Consider the following 19,864-nt stretch of genomic DNA (forward strand, 5'->3'; position numbering starts at 1 on the left):
TTCTTGATGAAAGTTGTTGTATTAGGTGCAGGTTTAATGGGGAAAGAGGTAGCTCGTGATTTAATAAAAAATAGTAAAGTGGAGCGTGTATTTTTAGGGGATATAGACGTGAAAATAGCGCAGAACTTTGTGGACTCTTTAAATACAGATAAGATTGAAGTTGTAGAGCTTCATGCTGAGCGCGATGACTCGTTATTGGAAGTTATCTCAAAAGGCAATGTAGTCGTTAATGCATTGTTCTATTCCTTTAATGAGCGTGTTGCAAGAGCAGCAATCGCAGCTGGTGTCCATTCCGTGGATTTAGGTGGTCATATTGGCGGTGTAACAGAAAAAATATTAGATCTCGACGAAGAGGCAAAAGCAAAAGGTGTAACCATTATTCCGGACTTGGGTGTTGCTCCAGGTATGGTCAACATTTTAGCGGGTTACGGTGCTTCGAAATTAGATGAGGTAGAATCTATTAAACTATTTGTAGGCGGTATTCCAACAGAGCCGAAGCCACCTCTTCACTATACACGTGTATTTTCCCTAGATGGTGTCTTTGATCATTATACAGAGCCGTCAAAAATGATTCAAAAAGGTAAACTTCAAGAAGTTCCATCGTTATCAGGTGTTGAACCTATTTATTTCAAAGATTTTGGTGTGCTTGAGGCTTTTTATACATCTGGCGGTATATCGACATTGTATAAGACATTCCCGAATGTCCAAACACTAGAATATAAAACAATCCGTTATAAAGGACATGCAGACAAGTTTAAGTTATTAGCAGATTTAGGATTCCTCGATGCTAGTAATAAGGTAGAGGTAGAAGATCAAGAGGTTTCTGTGCGTCCAGTTGTTCGTGAGGCACTTAAAAAGAAACTCGAACTTGGTACAAAACCTGATGCAGTGCTACTACGCGTAATTGTAGCAGGTGAAAAAGCGCAACAACAAGTGACTTATGAGTTCGAAATGGTTGTGCGTAAAGATATGACAATTAATGAAACGGCTATGGCTCGTGCAACAGCAAATACAATTTCTGTCGTTGCTCAAATGATTGGGGAAAATAAAATTACAGAGCGCGGTGTATTTGCACCTGAATCAATTGTACCGGGCGACATTTATATTAAAGAGATGGCAAAACGTGGTGTTGTCATTAAGGAGACGTCTCATATATCAGCAATGATTGTGAAATGGTAGGTGCTTGGTCATGAATTTCGAATTTACCACTGAGCAAGAAATGCTACGTAAAACAGTGCGGCAGTTGTGGATGCCGAGATTATTCCACATATTGCGAAGTGGGATGCTGAGGGTGGCTTCGATCCGAAGATTTGGTCAAGACTTGCTGAGCTAGGTTTAATGGGTGTTTGTGTACCAGAACAATACGGTGGTAGTGGGATGGATTACAATGCACTCGCCATCGTTTGTGAAGAGCTTGAACGTGGCGATACAGCGTTTCGTACAGCTGTTTCAGTTCATACAGGTTTGAATAGCATGACTTTAATGCAATGGGGAACAGAGGCTCAAAAACAGCAATACCTTGTTCCGCAGGCAAGAGGAGTTCGGATTGGGGCATTTGGTTTAACAGAGCCTGGAGCAGGGTCAGATGTAGCTGCAATGTCTACCACCGCAGTAAGGGATGGAGATTTTTACGTGTTAAATGGACAGAAAACATGGATTTCCTTATGTGATCTAGCTGACCATTTTATCGTTTTTGCCTACACTGATAAATCGAAGAAGCATCATGGTATTAGCGCATTTATCGTAGAGCGTTCTATGACGGGCTTTACATCGAAGGCCATTAAAGGTAAATACGGTATTCGTGCTGGTAATACGGGCGAGCTCTTTTTTGAAAATCTACGTATACCTGTAGAGAATCGCCTTGGAGAAGAGGGAGAAGGCTTTAAAATTGCCATGTCTGCGCTAGATAATGGTCGTTTGGTTGCCAAAATGGAAGCGGGCTATCAAATGAGCCGCTTACTTGTATATCGTGTTGGAGAGTTGAAAAACAAAGGTTTACGTAATACGCGGGAGACATCATTAGCAAAGTGGCAGGCTTGTGATTTTGCGAATAAAGCTGCAGATGATGCTGTCCAAATTCATGGAGCATATGGTTATTCGGATGAATATCCAGTCGCTCGTTATTTACGTAACTCGAAAGCACCAGTTATTTATGAAGGCACGCGGGAGATTCATACGATTATGCAGGCTGACTATGTATTAGGAAAACGTCAAGATAAGTCATTGGCAAAAATGCTACCAAAATGGCCATTTGAAGAATAGTCGTTTTATGGTGACTTTTTATGGATTGGTCTAAAGTTAATTAGACTTACTTCTTTTAACTTCTTTCGGGGGCAGCACCTACAAAATGTGAATATTCTAAGTGAAATTTCATAAAGAAAAAGCCGATTTCCTAAACGTTAAGGGGATAATCGGCTTTTTACTATTCAGTAGTCTTTGTGACCGTAGAGAGTCCAAATGATTACAGTTGCTTTCTAGTTAGGATCCGAATTTCGGATTCTTTTTTTATGTTAAAGAATGGTTTTAGGGTCTAATTGTGTCTTAGCGTTCAAATTATACAAGAAAATATTGCTAAAATTAACATTTTATATTGCTTTATTCACATAATATGTTATTTTTATATGGGCAATATAGTTCCAAATAATCAATATATTACCACTGTATAAAGGTAGTACTATAGGAGGATTTTTTATGAAGAAGAAATTAAAACTCAATCAAGTGTTAATTGGAGTAAGTACAATGGCACTGTCGTTCGGAGCGTTACAAGCAGAAGCATCGGCAGCAGAAAAAACGCCTTATAATGTATTACAAATGAAGCCTGTGGGCATAGATACTTCGAAAGATAAAATCGCACATTCTACAACGGCTGATGAAACATTATCATTTGAAAAACGTTTGGAAATGGGAGATTTTTCGGAACACCCAGCTCCAACTATAAAGCTTGCTGAAACGAAGCAATTGCAAGAACAGTACTCGACGGCAGAGCTTAATAAAATGAGCGATAGTGAGCTAATTGATACGCTAGGAAATATTCGCTGGTATCAAATTACAGATTTATTCCAATTCAATGATGAAACAAAAGCTTTTTATCAAAATAAAGAACGCATGCAAGTTATTATTAATGAATTAGGGAAAAGAGGAAGTTCTTTTACGAAAGATGACTCAAAGGGTATTGAAACATTTGTAGAGGTATTGCGTTCTGCATTTTATCTAGGATTTTATAATCAGGAACTAAGTTATTTAAACGAGAGAAGTTTCCATGATAAGTGTTTACCAGCATTAAAGGAAATGGCGAAAAATCCGAACTTTAAACTTGGTACAGAAGAGCAAGATAAAGTGGTATCCGCCTATGGGAAATTAATCGGTAATGCTTCTAGTGATGCAGAAACAGTTCAGTATGCTGCGAAGATTTTAAAACAGTTTAACGAGAATCTCTCTACATATGAAAGCGATCGTTTAAAAGGGCAGGCGATCTATGATTTAATACATGGTATTGATTATGATCTGCAGTCGTACATGCATAAGACAGGTAAAGAAGCGAATACGACGATGTGGTATGGAAAGATTGATAGTTTCATCGATGAAGTGAATAACATTGCTCTTTTACATAATGTAACAGATAACAATAGTTGGTTAATTAATAATGGCATTTATTATGCAGGGCGTTTAGGAGTATTCCATAGTCATCCGGATAAAGGTTTAGAAGTTGTTACACAAGCGATGCATATGTATCCATATTTAAGTGAAGCTTACTTTGTGGCAGTAGAGCAACTTACTACAAATTATGATGGAAAAGACTTTAACGGAAATGCAGTAGATTTAGAGAAAATGCGTGAAGAGGGCAAGAAGCAGTATTTACCGAAAACATATACGTTTGATAATGGATCGATTGTCTTTAAGACGGGCTCTAACGTAACAGACGACAAAATTCAAAGATTATACTGGGCTGCAAAAGAAGTAAAAGCACAATATCACCGTGTAATTGGGAATGACAAAGCATTAGAACCAGGTAATGCTGACGATGTATTAACAGTTGTTATTTATGACACTCCAGATCAATATCGATTAAACCGTCAATTGTACGGCTATGAAACGAATAATGGTGGTATTTATATTGAAGAGAAGGGGACGTTCTTTACATATGAACGTACGCCGGAGCAAAGTATTTATAGTTTAGAAGAGCTGTTCCGCCATGAATTCACACACTATTTACAAGGTAGATACGAGGTTCCTGGTTTATTCGGAACAGGTGATATGTATCAAAATGAACGACTAACATGGTTCCAAGAAGGAAATGCAGAATTTTTTGCAGGATCAACGCGTACAAATGATGTTGTTCCACGTCAGAGTATTATTAGTGGATTATCAGATGATCCATCACAACGCTATACAGCTAAACAGACATTGTTTGCGAAATATGGATCATGGGATTTTTATAACTATTCCTTTGCTCTACAGTCCTTTATGTATACGCATCAATTTGAGACATTTGATAGAATTCAAGATTTAATTCGTGCGAACGATGTGAAAAATTATGATGCGTATCGTGATGCTTTAAGTAAAGATCCACAACTGAATGCTGAATACCAAGCTTATATGCAGCAATTGATTGATAATCAAGAAAAATACAAGGTGCCACAAGTAGCAGAAGATTATTTAGTGGAACATGCACCAAAAGCATTAAACGAAGTGGAGCAAGAAATTGTCGATGTTGCTAACGTACAAGATGTAAAAATGACAAAACATAAATCTCAATTCTTTGATACATTTACACTCGAAGGTACGTATGTAGGCAGTGAAACGCAAGGTGAATCTAAAGATTGGAAAACGATGAGTAAGCAAGTGAACGAAGTACTGGAGCAACTGTCGCAAAAAGAGTGGAGCGGCTATAAAACAGTGACTGCGTATTTCGTCAACTACCGTGTAAATGCAGCAAACCAATTTGAATATGATATTGTTTTCCACGGCATTGCGACGGATGAAGGAGATATTCAAGCGCCTATTGTAAAGATAAATGGTCCATATGCTGGAATCGAAAATGAAGAAATCCAGTTCAAGAGTGATGGTTCAAAAGATAAAGATGGAGAAATCGTTTCTTACCTTTGGGATTTTGGTGATGGAAAAACAAGTGAAGAGGCAAACCCTACTCATGTATACGAAAAAGAAGGCACATATAATGTGACATTAACAGTGAAAAATGATAAGGGAATAGAAAGTAAAGATCATGCAATTGTAGCTGTACGGAAGGGCGCACAAACAGGGAATAATCATCAAGAAGAAACGAAGACAATTCCATTTAATACGCCCCTAAAAGGTAGTTTGATGGGTGATGATGATACGGATGCATACACATTTGAAGTTACGTCTCCAGAAGAAATCGATATTTCTGTCTTAAATGAAAATCAAATTGGCATGACATGGGTGCTTTGTCATGAGTCTGATAAGCAAAATTACGTAGCAGTTGGACAGGAAGATGGAAATAATATAACAGGTAAACTTCATGCGGAACCAGGAAAGTATTATTTATATATTTATAAATTTGATAATGAAAACGGGACATATACAGTAAATGTACAAAATGAATCAAAAACAGAGATAGAACCAAATAATCGTCCAGAAGAAGCGACTACGATTCCATTTAATATGCCCCTAAAAGGTAGCTTGATGGATGATGATCATACGGATGTATACACATTCGACGTTACGTCACCAAAAGAAATCGATATTGCTGTCTTAAATGAAAATCAAATTGGCATGACATGGGTGCTTTGTCATGAGTCTGATATGCGAAATTACGTAGCATATGGACAGGAAGATGGAAATAGTATAAAAGGTAAATATAATGCGAAACCAGGCAAATATTATTTATACATTTATAAATTTGATAATGAAAACGGGGCATATACAGTAAATGTACAATAATTATTAAGAAGAAAGTTTTAGTGTCAAGAGTAGAGGCTGATCTGATCTCTATAATGTATAACCATATATCAAGTGTCTAACTTAAAAAAGAGTAGCAGCTAACGTAAAATACAATAGCCGCTGCTCGTAATTAAGCCGAGAGGGATTCACTTCCTCTCGTTTTTTTAATGATAAAAAATTCGGAATAATGTAACTTTCCTATTCTTTGGTAGTCTAATTAATAAACAAGTTTATGAAAGGGAGGAATAATAATGAAAAAGAATTGGTTAGCAATTTTACTCATCGCAGTACTAGCTATTTTGCCAGGAATTATTATGCTGGTCTCGACCCCAAAAGTAGAGGCACAAACTAAGAGTACGAGTACGAGTACGACTACCTATAGCTGGCAAGTATCCTTTACTGAGGCACTAAAAGAAAGCGCAGTAGCGGAAGACGATGTTTACGTAACAAATAGCAAAAATCAAAAGGTAACAGCAACAGTAACATTTGGGGAAGATAAAAAGACAATGATCGTAAGTGATTTAGCACCTGGAAGCTATAAATTACATGTGAAGAAAGAAGCGTTTGTACTAGATGGACCTAAAACAACATCGCAAGTAATAGCATTTACCATCATTGAAAAGCTTGAAGCTGTAAAATCAGAAAAAGAACTACAACAATATTTTGAAACACTTTTAGCTAACTCACAAAAAGAACTGAATGAGGCGACCGTAGAAATGGCAAAGAGTGAAGACAAAGCGAGTGCAGACAACTCCTCTACAACGAATAATCAGGTCGAAGGGGTGGAAGAAGGGGATATTGTTGTTGTCAAAGATGGCTTTATTTATGCTGTAAAGGATCAGGGCATTACTGTAGTAAATGCTAAAGATCCGAAAAAATTACAGTTAGCAACTACAATCAAACTGAAGGAGTCACGACATATTTCGAAACTAGCATTATATGATAATTTATTAATAGTAATTGGGGATGAATATTTAGAGAAAACAGGCACAAGCATGTCGACAGCCTCTTTGTATGATATTTCAAACCCAAAGAATCCGAAGCTTATACGTGAAGTAGGGCAAGAGGGGTATTTAAACGATATTCGAATTACAGATGATACATTATATTTAATCGGGAATATGTATCCGAATTATTGGATGCTTAGAGAGCAAAAAACGCCGGATTTAAAACCGAAAACATTTGATAGTGTAGAAGGAAATGAGTACAAAAGTTTACCTCTAGAGAAAATTTCTATTTTACCAAATACAATGGATGGAACATATAACTTAATTACAGCGGTGGATTTAAAAAATGGTGCAAAGACAACTGCGAACACAAAGGGGTACTTAGGTGGTAGTAGTGGACTTTATATGGCGGAGAATGCACTTTATTTAACAACACCAGTTTATGATGGAAATCGGGTGCCTGCTTCAGGTCGCATGATGGATATGATCTGGATACCGAGAACAACTAATACACAAGTTTTTAAATGGAATATTGATGGAACTGCCATAAATTTTGTAGGTACGACGGAAGTAAAAGGATCCGTGTTAAATCAATATTCAATGGATGAGTATGAAGGCAATTTCCGCATCGTTACAACCGAAGGAAATGCGTGGGATGAACAAAAAATATCTCGAAACCACCTATTTATTTTAGATGAAAATTTACAAGAGCTCGGTGCAGTAAAAGATTTAGCTCCTGGTGAAAAAGTGTATTCTGCACGCTTTATGGGCGAAAAAGCATATGTAGTAACATTTAAGCAAGTGGATCCATTGTTTGTTATTGATGTGGCAAATCCGAAAAAGCCAACTGTGCTAGGTGAGCTAAAGATTCCAGGCTTTAGTAACTATTTGCATCCATTAGACGATACACATTTAATCGGCATTGGCTATGATACCGAGCAACGCTATGATGCATATTCGAAGCGTAATTTTACGGTCACAACTAATATGAAAATGTCATTGTTTGATGTTTCAGATTTCAAAAATCCAACGGAACAATCAACAGTAAAAATAGGCGGAGAAGGCTCGTACTCTGAAGTTCAATACAATCCGAAAGCACTATTCCGCAACAAGGAATACAATTACTTCGGTTTCCCGGTTGTCCTGTATGATGCAGGGAAGGGTGATGAAATCGTCTACAAAGGTCAAGGCGCGCAAATCTATGAAATCACTGCAGATAAAGGAATCGTCCTAAAAGGAAATATTGTTAATAAAAGCACTGGCGATCAGTATGAAAATTGGGAGCAGCGTGTACAGCGAGTAGTCTATATAGATGACGCTCTTTACACAGTAGCGAACAATGAAGTGAAGAGCTATCAGCTAAAAGACTTCAAACCACTTGATACATTAACTGTAAAATAAAAAGGAAAGTCCAATAACCTTAATCTTGAGGTTATTGGACTTTCGCTGTGGTTATTTTTGACGATATGGAAGAATTTCCGATACTGTCACGAATTCATAGCCTTGCCCTTGTAAATAAGCAAGCACGGAATCAAGACCATCTGCAGTCGATTGATGAATATCATGCATTAAGACAATGGCGTTATTGTGTAAATTATTTTTGACATTAGGTAGTAACTGTTGCGCATTGCGATACTTCCAATCTAATGTATCGATCGACCATAAAACAACAGGAACTGGAATTTGACCGTTGATAGTATCGTTTGTTGCTCCATACGGTGGTCTAAATACAGTTGGCTTTTGGTTAATGGCCTTTTCTATCTCCGCAACTGTAGATGTGTATTGATTTACTGCCGACTCTAGTGACAGTTTTGTTAATACAGGATGGTTCCATGAATGATTCCCTATTTCATGTCCTCGTGCAAGAACATCTCTTGCGATATCAGGATAATATTGTACACGACTACCAAGCATAAAGAAGGTAGCTTTTGCGTGATATTTATCAAGAGTATCTAATATCTGTTCTGTAACCTTTGGATGTGGACCATCATCAAAAGTTAAGGCAATACGCTTTTTGTTTGGATCACCTGTATTAGTTGGCTTTACCGGCTGTTCCATAGCAATCTGGAAATCAGAGGCTAACAACGGATTGATAAGTGATAGTGGGAGCTTCACAATTGGTGGACCTGCTGCTCCGCTAGCAATCTCATACTCATCAAAATAGAATTGTATCGAATCATCAACGATAGCAAAGCGATTAAAGTTAGACCACTTCGGTTCAGTTGACTTTATTAAATCATCCTTGAAAAGCTCATCCTTTAACTTAAGGTTTTGTTGTAAGTCGTTACGTACATGAGTAGCTAAGACTGATAAATTGTTTTTATCGTTGTTCAACAATGTTTTAATGGAAATTAGTTCACCAGTTTCATGATTGATGAAGAATGTTTTTGTTGAAACCTCGGGGTTGGCGCCGCCTGTATACAACATTTTTGTTAGCACAAAGGAATAGTATTGCTTTTGATATGGGAAAGTTTCCAAACTAATATTAAGCTCACCCATTACCTCTTTATCTTTATTTTCTTTCATAGATGACAGATAGTTTTCTTTTGAATCCGTTATGTACTGTAATACAGCATCGTTAAAAGTTTTATTATCTGTTTCTGGATAGTGAATAGCAAAAGGTGTTCGCTTATCATTAGAGACATCTGTTACAATACGTATACCTGGAAACGCAGAGCTATCTGTGGATAGATTACTCTCTATTGAATCTGAAGTTGTCTCTTTAGAGGCACTAATTTTTTGAAACTTAAAGTCATCCTTTGATAGGATAATGACTAAAATAATAGTTGTTAATGTAATGATGAGGCCAATTAATAGGAAATCAATCATTGGGCCGCGTTTTTTTCTGCGTTCCGGCATTTTTGTGGATACGCTCCTTTCCTTATTTAGTTTTTTAGACTGCTTATAAAATCAGACGTGTTAGTCATTGAAAAAGTTATACGAATCTATGAAGTTTTGCTATCAATTTATGGGAAACCCATCTCCATGAATAAATTACTCAGTAGCTACCATTTTTAGCATATGAAAGCCAAAGTACTTTGGTTAAAAGTTTAAAAAAATTTTAGTTGAGTTTTTATTTGCAGTTCGATACTATTGGCAAGGAACCCTTTAAAGGAGGCAGATAACTGTAATGGTTTTACATGAAGTGGACAATGAATTTACGATTGACTGCTTATTGCTTGCAGGTCGAATTATGATTGAAAGTGGTGCAGAAACATACCGTGTGGAGGATACAATGCTACGCATGGCACATTCTCAAAATATGCTGGATGCGCAATGTTATGCTACACCTACAGGGATCATTTTTTCGTTAGGCAAGACACAGCCGACGAGAATTACATCAATTTCCAATAGGGTTACAGATTTGCAAAAAATAGCCTTGGTAAATTCAGTATCTCGGAGACTCACATCTCACATGATAACATTAGAAGAAGCTTATGACGAGCTAAAGTCGATACAAAAAACAAATTATTTTTTACCAACATATATTCAAGTCATATCAGCGGCTCTTGCGAGTGGTTGTTTCCTTATAATGTTTAAGGGAGGATGGTCTGATTTCCTTTTTGCATGTTTAGCAGGGGGATTAGGCTTCCTAGTGCTTTTATTGATAAATGATTTAACAAGAGTGAAATTTTTCGCAGAATTTACAGCATCTTTAGTAGTAGGGTCTATAGCTGTCTTTTCAGTGAAATATGGCCATGGTACAGAAATAGATAAAATTGTTATTAGCTCCGTTATGCCACTAGTACCAGGTATTTTAATCACGAATGCAGTTCGGGATTTAATAGCAGGTCATTTTATGTCGGGGATGGCGAAGGGTGTAGAGGCCTTTTTAACAGCTTTTGCAATCGGTGCAGCTATTGCTGTCACTCTATCGTTTTAGGAGGCAGACGCATGGACTATATCGTACAGTTGATTCTTAGTTTTTTTGCGACTACAGGTATCGCAATTATTTTTAATGTACCTAGAAGAAATCTAGTTTATTGTGGTTTTGTTGGGGTAGTAGGCTGGATGATTTACTTCATTCTAACTGAACATGGCATGGATATAGTATATGCCTCATTCTTTAGTTCTTTCATAATTGCTATCGTTTCCCATTTATATGCTCGGCGCTTCAAAATGCCAATGATTATTTTTATTGTCGGCGGTATTATCCCGTTAGTTCCGGGAGGTATGGCTTATAATGCAATGAGAAATATTGTAGAGGATGATTATATACAAGGGCTACAGTATGGATTAAAGGCATTTTTAATTACAGGTGCCATCGTTATAGGACTTGTGTTTGCAGAGGTACTAATACAGCTTATTTTCCGTTCTGTACGTACTAGTAAAGCGACATTCCAAAAGGTCTACAAGAAATAAGACACTCATCAAATGTATGAGCACGGCGGATAGAACAAATATAAAAAAGGAGGTTGCGTTTTAAACGTAACCTCCTTTTTTAAAATTTACTATTTAACTAGCAATGCTTCAATTTCCTCTGCGTGAATTGGTTTACTAATATAGTAACCTTGAATAGCATCACAGCCATAAGAAATCAAAAGATCTGCTTGTTCAGCAGTTTCGACACCTTCTGCTACAACTTTAAGTTCCATAGATTTTCCGAGTTGCACCATACCGTGCATTAGCTTTTGTGTTTTTTCGGACTTTAATAAAGAACTTGTAAATGTTTTATCGATTTTTAATGTATCTATTGGTAAAATTTGCATATATCTAAATGAACCATACCCGGTACCGAAATCATCTAGTATAAAGGCAATACCTTCATTTTCAAGCTTACGCATTTGCTGTGTGATAAAGGTAGCGGCTTCTGCTTCTAGCGCAAATTTCTCAGTGATTTCAATTTGAATAAGGCTTGCAGGACAGCCGGTTTTTGCCAAAGTTCCAAGGATTGACTTTGCCATGTTTTTATCACGGAATTCGCGTACAGAAGAGTTAATGGATACTTTTAAACCAAGACCAGCTTTTTGCCAGATTAGCGCCTGTTCACAAGCTTTTTCTAGCATAAAGGAACCGATATTATTAATAAGACCAGTTTCCTCAGCGATTGGAATAAGCTCATCTGGTGAAACAACGCCAATTACTTCATCTTCCCAACGAACTAGTGCTTCTACAGCTGTAATTTTACCTGTATAAACATCAATTTGCGGCTGATAGAGGACTTTTAGATTTTTTTGGTCAAGAGCTTGAAGTAAACGTTTTTCAATTAAAGCTTTACGATTTAATGCTTTATGTGTTGCTTTGGATAGTGAGACGATTTTATCGCCACCTGCTTCACGGACAGTTGTGATAGTAGCAATCGATGCCTTCATTAGTTGGGAGAATGTAGTTTGATCCTCTGGATAACGTGTAATTCCGCCACTAATAGAAATAGGGACAGCAACATTACTGTTATAAATTGGATGTTGTTGTAAGTAAGACAGGAAGCCTTGAATAAACCATTCACTTAATGGTGTAATCACGACAAAATCATTTTCGTTAATACGTGCCATCGTACTATCTTGGAAGTACATTTTTATACGATTTGTAAACTCTACAATAAGACTTTGACCGATTTGCTGATCATGTAACTCTTTTAATGTATAAAATTTATCAATACTTAAATAGACAAAAGAAAAGTTTCTTTCATCCTCAATCATATTGGAAATCACTTTTTCAAGTCGATGTGCATTCATCAGACCAGTTTCTGTATCAATATAAGCGATTTTTTCCAGCTGATGTTGAATTGACTTGGACTTGGTGATATCCTTTTCAATTAATAAAAATTGTTGCTCATTTGTTTCGATATTAAATGTAGGGATAGCTGTTAGTAGTACCCAATAAGATTGACCCGCTTTTGTAACTTTTTCGACTTCACCTTGCCACGTTTGGCCAATGTTTAAATTCCGCCAGATGGTATTTGTGATTTTTTCACTTTCTTTATTTTCAGGGAATAATTGCCAAAATGTTTTACCAATCACGCGTTTTGGTGTCCATTGACTCGTTTTTAGAAATTCATTATTACATTCTAAAATGAACCCATCATGATCAAGTGTTACTGTCATAAATGTCGAGTCTAATCCCTTTTTTAAGTCTACGAGAGTGCTGCTACTTGAGACAGAATTAATCATTAACTCTGGTAGCATGAACATCATAAGAACGAAATGCTTTCCTTGTTCAGTAAATGGTTTAGCTAGTAGCGCTGTTGTAATTTCTTCATTTGTATACGTTTTTAATTGAATTTGATTGATATACGTGCTGTCATTATTTTGCATAATAGCTTGAAAGGTTTCTAATGAAAGCTGACGTAGTAAATTTTCATGAATGAATAAAGTGGTATGTTCTTTAATAGTAGTATCTGAAAAATCAAATAGCTGTTCAGCAAGCTTTCCCAAATTTATAACTTGTCCATCTTGATTCATGACAATAGCAGGAAAAGGAAGTGAATTTAAATAATGTTCATCGATCGTAAATGATTTTTGCATATGACTCATGATTATTCGATCTCCTTGAGTAATCTATATATACTATTATTATAGTTAATTATCGGGAATTAGTCATTATGAATATGATTGTAAATATTTGATAATAAAAAATTTCGGGACTTTTTTAGTTAGAAATAAGGAAAAAAATGAAGAAAAATAACATTTTTTAGTATGAATATAGGGATCTAGAATTATTGGAAAGATTGAAAAAAATAGTATTAATCGTCTCCTGTGCGATGATACGGGGAGAACCCGGACCTTAAATGGAGTTGTTACTCAACAATACGCCATTGATGGTTTCCATTTCGTTATTGTTTGCAGGTATTTAATTACCTACATATTTATCTTCATTCAGTGGGTGCCCTAACACCTACTGTTAAATTGCCACAGGACGTGGGTATCTTAAACTGGGCTTCTCTATGTATTTTTTACTTTATTACAGTTTCTAGCACCGATATTTGTTGTTGCCTATGTCTCTCTTAGTTTAAAGAAATGGCCATCGAAATATCAAGTGATAGGGATTATTGGTACACTTATAGGTTTTTCCCTCCTACTAACGAATGCTTCATTTGACGATTTATTAGTTAGTAGTAAAGCCTTATTGGGGGAGTAGCGGTTGGTCTTACGTTTGCCTTCTACACATTGTACCCTGCAAGTTTGATAAAAGAATGAAGTGTACTACTTGTTGCCGTATGGGGAATGCTTATAGGAGGATTTACATTAGAGATTAATTGTTGCATTTGGAGTCAAATCTGTTGTTTTTGTGCTATTTTAAGTAGAAACAAGTATGATTTCTAGTATTAACCCCTACAGCAATGGTTATTTCAGTTATCGTATTTAGGTTTTGGCAATTTGTTGATGTCTTCGTTATGCTTGTTTATTTAACATGGCTTTCTGTAGGTGAAGAAAAAGCGTAAAAATACTATCTGTATAGGAGTTATTCACTATATTTGAAATTTGTGGAACTCCTTTCTAATAATAAGGGGGAAGAATATGAAAGAAGTTTTTTCCTATGTGAAGCCTTATAAATGGACTGCATTTATCGCGTTATGCTTAATGCTGTTGGAATTGTTTGTGGAGCTCGCTCAGCCACTTATCATGGCTAAAATCATAGATGATGGAGTACGAGCTCAAAATCAAGGGGTGATTTGGCAATGGGGAATTGTTTTACTTGGCTTATCGTTCGTAGCCTTTATAGCCGGTGTCGTTAATTCGTATTTTTCATCGCATACAGCACAGAGTTTCTCCTATGATTTACGAAATGCATTGTTTGAAAAAATACAATCCTTTACATTAACCACTTATCAAAAATTCTCAACAGCTTCTCTTATTACAAGGTTAACGAATGATGTAACGCAAGTTCAGACAGTGCTGTTTATGAGTTTGCGTATTATGCTTCGTGCACCACTTGCCGTTGTTGGCAGCATCGTTATGGCCTTTGTAGTAAATGCTAAATTAGCGTTGTTTTTAGTTATTGGCGCACCGATTATTTTGATTTTTCTTATTTTTATGGTGGCAAAAGGTGTGTCTTATTTTGGACTTGTGCAAAAAAGAATGGATCGTTTGAATCGTGTACTACAGGAAAATTTACAGGCTATACGATTAGTGAAGGCTTATTTTCGTGGTGCGTATGAAGTCTCTCGTTTTGATGAAGTTGCCTCACGCTTAAAAATAGATACTGTAAAGGCTTTACGCACAATGGAGTATATTATGCCTGTGCTGTTATTCATCATGAATATGAGTCTGCTTGCAGTACTGTGGTTTGGGACAAAACAAATAGCTTCAGGTACAACACCGCTTGGAGATGTAGTAGCCATTGTCAATTATGCAATGCGTATGACAGGCTCGTTTTCGATGTTTGCCTTTATTATTATTTTTTATGCGCGTGCAAAAGCCTCCGCAGAGCGTATGGCAGAAGTTCTTTCAACTAAGAATGAGATTGAGCTACCATCATCTGCAGAGAAAACGTCTAAAGGCTTGAATTTTGGAGAATTGGCTTTTGAGCATGTTAGCTTTACTTATCCTGGGGAAGACTCGCCTGTACTATCCAACGTAAGCTTCCGAGTGAAATCTGGTGAAAAGCTCGCCATTATGGGGGCAACAGGTGCAGGGAAATCTACGTTGTTACAGCTTATTCCACGTTTCTACGATGTGACTGAAGGTAAAATAGTAGTAGAGGGGAAAGATGTACAGCAATGGGATTTACAAGAGCTGCGTGAAATCATCGGCTATGTTCCACAACAATCGTTATTATTTACAGGAAGCATTGCTGATAATGTTCGTTGGGGCGATGCAGAGGCTGAAATGGATGCAGTGCTGCAGGCTACAATGCAAGCACAAATTCATGCATCTGTGGAGGATTTCCCGAATGGTTACGAGACAAAAGTCGGTCAGAAGGGTGTTAATCTTTCAGGCGGTCAAAAACAAAGATTATCGATTGCAAGAGCGCTATTAAGAAAAGGGCATATATTAATGCTTGATGATAGTACAAGTGCACTTGATGTTAAAACGGAGCAGGCATTATGGGCGGCTTTGAGTGAAGAACAAGCAACAATGCTAGTAGTCACTCAAAAAATTCGGACAGCTAAAGGTGCAAGTCGCATCTTACTTATTGATGCAGGAAAAGTGGTTGCATATGGGACGCATGAAGAGCTTTTACAAACGTCAGTGCTTTATAAAAAAATCGCAATCTCTCAACAGGAGGTGGAGGAATAATGAGATTTTTCCAAAAGCCTTTTGGCTATGAGCCGATTTTGACGAAAGATGATGTGAAGCAAGTTGTTAAGAAAAAGAAGGGACCTCGCGCAACAGATTGGAAAAGCACACTACTACGTTTATGGAAAATAGTCGATGAACAACGTGTACTACTAATTATTGTGCTGTTACTTGTCTTGGCGAGTTCCATCTTGTCTCTTCTTGGACCGTATTTAATTGGTAAAATGATTGACATGTACGTAACGCATGGAGAGCTTACAGGACTTGAAAAAGGGATTATGCTGTTAATCGGCATTTATGCTCTATTAGCAATATCATTATTTTTGCAAAACTATTGGATGATTGGTGTTGCCCAACAAACCATATATAGATTACGAACGAGTGTCTTTGCTCATTTCCAAAGACTGCCGATTACCTTTTTTGATCGTCGTCAGCATGGAGAATTAATGAGTCGGATGACGAACGATATTGAAGCAGTTAGCTCAACATTAAATAGCTCCTTTATCCAAGTGTTTTCTAGTGTAGTAACGCTTACAGGAACAGTGATTATCATGCTAAGTTTAAGCCCCTTACTAACGGTATTAACGATGACCATTATACCGGTTATGTTTTGGGCGATGCGTTGGATCACACGAAGAACCGCACCATTATTTAAGGAGCAGCAAGCGGCCATAGGAGCTCTGAATGGCATGATTGAAGAAACGATTTCGGGCCAACGAATTGTCAAAGCTTTCTCACAAGAGGAACGCATGAAAGCGGAGTTTCGCGAAAAAAGTTTACGCTTAAAAAGTACTGGCTTTTGGGCGCAGACATATTCAGGGTATATACCAAAGGTCATGAACTTTTTAAACAATATGAGTTTTACAATTGTAGCTGGTATTGGCGGTGTACTTGCTTTTTATGGGCATGTATCAATCGGAGTAATTGTTATTTTTACAGAATACGCGAGGCAATTTACACGACCTTTAAATGATTTGGCTAATCAATTTAATACCGTGCTGTCAGCGATTGCTGGTGCTGAGCGTATATTTGCGTTACTGGATGAACAGCCCGAGGAGGAAGCTGCTTCGGTACGGGAGCATAAGCTATTAGGACAAGTGAGCTTTCGGCATGTGTACTTTAAATATGAGCAAGCAGCGGAAGCTTACACTTTGAAGGACATTAATTTTAACGTGGAGCCTGGACAAACGGTAGCTCTGGTTGGAGCAACCGGTGCAGGAAAAACAACGATCTTGCAGCTTATTGCAAGATTTTATGAAGTATCAAAGGGTGAGGTTTTATTTGATGGTGTAAACGTTCAGCAAATAGAACGACAAGCACTGCGCTCGCAAATGGCCTTTGTGTTACAGGATCCGTTTCTGTTCGAAGCGTCTGTACGTGAAAATATTCGTTATGGTCGATTAGATGCTAGCGACGAAGAGATTGAGGAAGCGGCGAAGCGTGCAAATGCACATGACTTTATCATGATGCTAAAGGATGGCTATGACACTGTACTTGCTGCAGATGGCAGTGGAATTTCGCAAGGCCAAAAGCAGTTATTATCAATAGCACGAGCTTTGATTGCTGATCCGAAAATTTTGTTGTTGGATGAGGCGACAAGTAGTATTGATACTGTTACGGAGCTTGCGATTCAAGAGGCTCTTGATGTGTTAATGCAGGGACGCACAAGCTTTGTTATTGCTCACCGTTTAAATACAGTACACAATGCTGATATTGTGCTTGTTATGCGCAAAGGTAAGTTAGTTGAAGCAGGCCCTCAACAAAAATTAATGGAATCGGGAGGTATTTATGCGCAGATGTTACAATCTTCATCTCATCATCTTGATGAGTAGTGTGAAAGTAACGATATAGGGTATAAATCTCATTGATCCAGTATAAAAAAGAGTGATTTCGAACATTTGGAATTGCTCTTTTTTAGTTGAAGTAATGATTTTTATTCTATAATTTAAATGTAATTTATTGGGATAAATAGTATAATTAAGTATGGGCGGCTAAGAGGAAATATTTCTTTTAGGTGAGTGAGCAACTAGATGCTCAATGGCAGCGGAAATAGGGCCTGCAAGTGAATGGGTTGTATAAAAATACATACCTTATTCTAGTAATTTTCAGTTTATAACCGTTGAAAATCATATAAAACCTTTTAATTTCACTATATTTGGAGTAAAATTGTTAATAAATAGAAATGATTAGAAGTGGTTAGTATAATTTGTTGCCAGCTTATTTTCTTTCTTGCTACAATAGGGCAATAGTTTGATACAAGAACGGAGTAAATGATGAATATTTCAGTGATGACAGTGTCTTTTCCGTTAGATGGAGAAACATTAAATGAATTAAAATTATTGTGTGAAGAAGCGACCACACATGATTATCGTGTATATGAGACTGCTATGGGTTTGCCTATGGCGGGTTCCTTTGAAACGAAGGGATTTATGGTACTTGCATATGAAGATGACAAAGATGTATTAGTTGGTGCAGCCAGTGCAATAGATTTAATGGGACTGCATACATATGAATGGTCTTTAGTTGTAACACCTACGTACCGTCAAAAGGGAATTGGAACTGCTTTAGTGGAAGCTTTGCAGGCCGGTCTCGAAGAGCGTGGGGCAGAAGGTCAATTGGCAGTAGTGATTGATGGATCGCCTTTTGGACACACATTTATTGAAAAGAAAGGCTTCACATATAGCTTTTCAGAGGCCACTTTAGAAACAAGAGCAGAGTCAGTAGAATTAAAGAATAATATCGAAATTATTCCTTATACAGATGAACAGGCAGAGTTGATTGCCATCTATAGTGCGGCGTTTGGAGATCTACCTGAAGAGTCTAAAGAGCTAATCGCTTTTAATACATCAACTACTGGAAGAAAGCTATGGATAGCCCGTAAAGATGGAGAAATTGTTGGAACAGTGACGACTGCCCAGGAAAATGAAATTCAATGGGTAACGGCATTGGCAGTTCATCCAAACTTTGAGGGGCAAGGAATTGGTACTGCAATGCTGTCATTTTCCAAAGATTATGCGAGCAAAATTAAAGCTAAATTCGTCATGCTCGATGTAGAAATTGACAATAGAAAGGCGCTTTCTGTTTATGAAAAGGCCGGCTTTATGAAAGCTCAACAAATAGACTATTATGTAAAACAATAAGTGAAGAGTGAGGAGTGTGCTCCTCACTTTTTTGTGTTTAGCAATGAAGTCCAGACACCAGTGAAAAGGAAGTGAAATTTTCAGGTAGAGATAATATACGAACTACGTAAATGGATGGGGAAGACCTTACTTTCTAAGAAGATTCCGAGGAACATCATTCGAGTCCGTAATTTAAGGTCAAAATAATTTTATAATGATATCTAATTTAGATAACTGTAAAACATTAAATTAATGTCATATTATGAGTTTAATATTATATTATTTTTAAAATCATTATAATAGGAAATTTCTCGATGGAGTAAAAAACTATAAACTTTTTTAGAAAAAAGTGTTGACGTTTTTAAATTAAGTGTGTAATATTATACAAGTCGTTAAGACAGCTACTAAAAAACAGCTAAACTAGTTGTTGACATAGAGTTTACGACATGATATTATATAAAAGTTGCTGCTGAGAAAACGGCAACGAAATGAACCTTGAAAACTGAACAAGCAAAACGTAATCAATAAAGTTTTTACTAGCTAACCTTGAGTTGGCGAACGAAACAAAATTTTGGACATCAAACATGATGCCAGCAAAACAATTTGAGCTAATCAAATTTCTTTTTATGGAGAGTTTGATCCTGGCTCAGGACGAACGCTGGCGGCGTGCCTAATACATGCAAGTCGAGCGAACAGA

The 19,864-nt window shown here is 37.0% G+C and carries 9 protein-coding genes, 1 rRNA gene and 4 pseudogenes; 12 read left to right on the forward strand and 2 right to left on the reverse strand.

The features are described from left to right. Nucleotides 1-6 precede the first annotated feature (6 nt). From C7Y47_RS16185 to C7Y47_RS16200, 5 genes and pseudogenes are all read left to right on the forward strand, one after another. Nucleotides 7-1,179: a saccharopine dehydrogenase family protein gene (locus C7Y47_RS16185; protein WP_142509719.1), complete on the forward strand. Its 1,173-nt coding sequence runs from the start codon at nucleotides 7-9 to the stop codon at nucleotides 1,177-1,179. A gap of 10 nt (nucleotides 1,180-1,189) precedes the next feature. Further along, nucleotides 1,190-2,262 (forward strand): annotated as a pseudogene (locus C7Y47_RS16190) (acyl-CoA dehydrogenase family protein). 429 nt (nucleotides 2,263-2,691) lie between these two features. Continuing rightward, nucleotides 2,692-5,577: pseudogene (locus C7Y47_RS16195) on the forward strand (collagenase); the annotation flags it as partial. 6 nt (nucleotides 5,578-5,583) lie between these two features. Then, a pseudogene (locus C7Y47_RS26290) lies at nucleotides 5,584-5,922 on the forward strand (PPC domain-containing protein); the annotation flags it as partial. Nucleotides 5,923-6,173: 251 nt separating this feature from the next. Then, a complete protein-coding gene (locus C7Y47_RS16200) occupies nucleotides 6,174-8,270 on the forward strand; it encodes a beta-propeller domain-containing protein (RefSeq protein WP_142509721.1) in 2,097 nt (698 codons plus the stop codon). A 51-nt stretch (nucleotides 8,271-8,321) separates the two neighbouring features. Here C7Y47_RS16200 and C7Y47_RS16205 read toward each other — a convergent pair whose 3' ends face one another. Beyond that, nucleotides 8,322-9,728, reverse strand: coding sequence for a polysaccharide deacetylase family protein (locus tag C7Y47_RS16205; RefSeq protein WP_142509722.1), 1,407 nt, complete (start codon nucleotides 9,726-9,728; stop codon nucleotides 8,322-8,324). Nucleotides 9,729-9,999: 271 nt separating this feature from the next. Here C7Y47_RS16205 and C7Y47_RS16210 point away from each other — a divergent pair, with 271 nt between their 5' ends. Together C7Y47_RS16210 and C7Y47_RS16215 are read left to right on the forward strand one after the other, a co-directional pair. Further along, complete coding sequence (locus C7Y47_RS16210; protein WP_142509723.1) at nucleotides 10,000-10,752, forward strand: threonine/serine exporter family protein; 753 nt, start codon at nucleotides 10,000-10,002, stop codon at nucleotides 10,750-10,752. Between the two features lie 11 nt (nucleotides 10,753-10,763). Then, nucleotides 10,764-11,231, forward strand: a complete 468-nt coding sequence (locus C7Y47_RS16215; RefSeq protein WP_142509724.1) for a threonine/serine exporter family protein — start codon at nucleotides 10,764-10,766, stop codon at nucleotides 11,229-11,231. Nucleotides 11,232-11,320: 89 nt separating this feature from the next. On the opposite strand, the gene C7Y47_RS16220 is transcribed toward C7Y47_RS16215, so the two are convergent. Next, nucleotides 11,321-13,342 (reverse strand): GGDEF domain-containing phosphodiesterase, encoded by a 2,022-nt coding sequence (locus C7Y47_RS16220; protein ID WP_142509725.1) that lies wholly within the window; start codon nucleotides 13,340-13,342, stop codon nucleotides 11,321-11,323. Nucleotides 13,343-13,754: 412 nt separating this feature from the next. Here C7Y47_RS16220 and C7Y47_RS26295 point away from each other — a divergent pair. The 5 genes and pseudogenes from C7Y47_RS26295 to C7Y47_RS16245 form a co-directional block, all read left to right on the forward strand. After that, nucleotides 13,755-14,250 (forward strand): annotated as a pseudogene (locus C7Y47_RS26295) (DMT family transporter); the annotation flags it as partial. A 76-nt stretch (nucleotides 14,251-14,326) separates the two neighbouring features. Beyond that, on the forward strand, nucleotides 14,327-16,048 hold the full coding sequence (locus C7Y47_RS16230; protein WP_142509726.1) for an ABC transporter ATP-binding protein: 1,722 nt from the start codon (nucleotides 14,327-14,329) through the stop codon (nucleotides 16,046-16,048). Then, on the forward strand, nucleotides 16,048-17,880 hold the full coding sequence (locus tag C7Y47_RS16235) for an ABC transporter ATP-binding protein (protein ID WP_142509727.1): 1,833 nt from the start codon (nucleotides 16,048-16,050) through the stop codon (nucleotides 17,878-17,880). The genes C7Y47_RS16230 and C7Y47_RS16235 overlap by 1 nt, the downstream gene beginning before the upstream one ends. Nucleotides 17,881-18,318: 438 nt before the next feature. Beyond that, nucleotides 18,319-19,188 carry a GNAT family N-acetyltransferase gene (locus tag C7Y47_RS16240; protein WP_255505219.1) on the forward strand — a complete coding sequence of 290 codons (870 nt, stop codon included), beginning with the start codon at nucleotides 18,319-18,321 and terminating at the stop codon, nucleotides 19,186-19,188. Nucleotides 19,189-19,790: 602 nt separating this feature from the next. After that, a 16S ribosomal RNA gene (locus tag C7Y47_RS16245) occupies nucleotides 19,791-19,864 on the forward strand; the annotation flags it as partial.

Source organism: Lysinibacillus sphaericus (assembly GCF_006864135.1).
In the GTDB taxonomy this organism is placed as follows: domain Bacteria; phylum Bacillota; class Bacilli; order Bacillales_A; family Planococcaceae; genus Lysinibacillus.

Excerpts from the sequence above, each read along its gene's own strand:
- C7Y47_RS16185 (WP_142509719.1), top strand. The coding sequence starts at position 7 with ATGAAAGTTGTTGTATTAGGTGCAGGTTTAATGGGGAAAGAGGTAGCT.
- C7Y47_RS16200 (WP_142509721.1), top strand. The coding sequence starts at position 6,174 with ATGAAAAAGAATTGGTTAGCAATTTTACTCATCGCAGTACTAGCTATT.
- C7Y47_RS16205 (WP_142509722.1), bottom strand. The coding sequence starts at position 9,728 with ATGCCGGAACGCAGAAAAAAACGCGGCCCAATGATTGATTTCCTATTA.
- C7Y47_RS16210 (WP_142509723.1), top strand. The coding sequence starts at position 10,000 with ATGGTTTTACATGAAGTGGACAATGAATTTACGATTGACTGCTTATTG.
- C7Y47_RS16215 (WP_142509724.1), top strand. The coding sequence starts at position 10,764 with ATGGACTATATCGTACAGTTGATTCTTAGTTTTTTTGCGACTACAGGT.
- C7Y47_RS16220 (WP_142509725.1), bottom strand. The coding sequence starts at position 13,342 with ATGAGTCATATGCAAAAATCATTTACGATCGATGAACATTATTTAAAT.
- C7Y47_RS16230 (WP_142509726.1), top strand. The coding sequence starts at position 14,327 with ATGAAAGAAGTTTTTTCCTATGTGAAGCCTTATAAATGGACTGCATTT.
- C7Y47_RS16235 (WP_142509727.1), top strand. The coding sequence starts at position 16,048 with ATGAGATTTTTCCAAAAGCCTTTTGGCTATGAGCCGATTTTGACGAAA.
- C7Y47_RS16240 (WP_255505219.1), top strand. The coding sequence starts at position 18,319 with ATGATGAATATTTCAGTGATGACAGTGTCTTTTCCGTTAGATGGAGAA.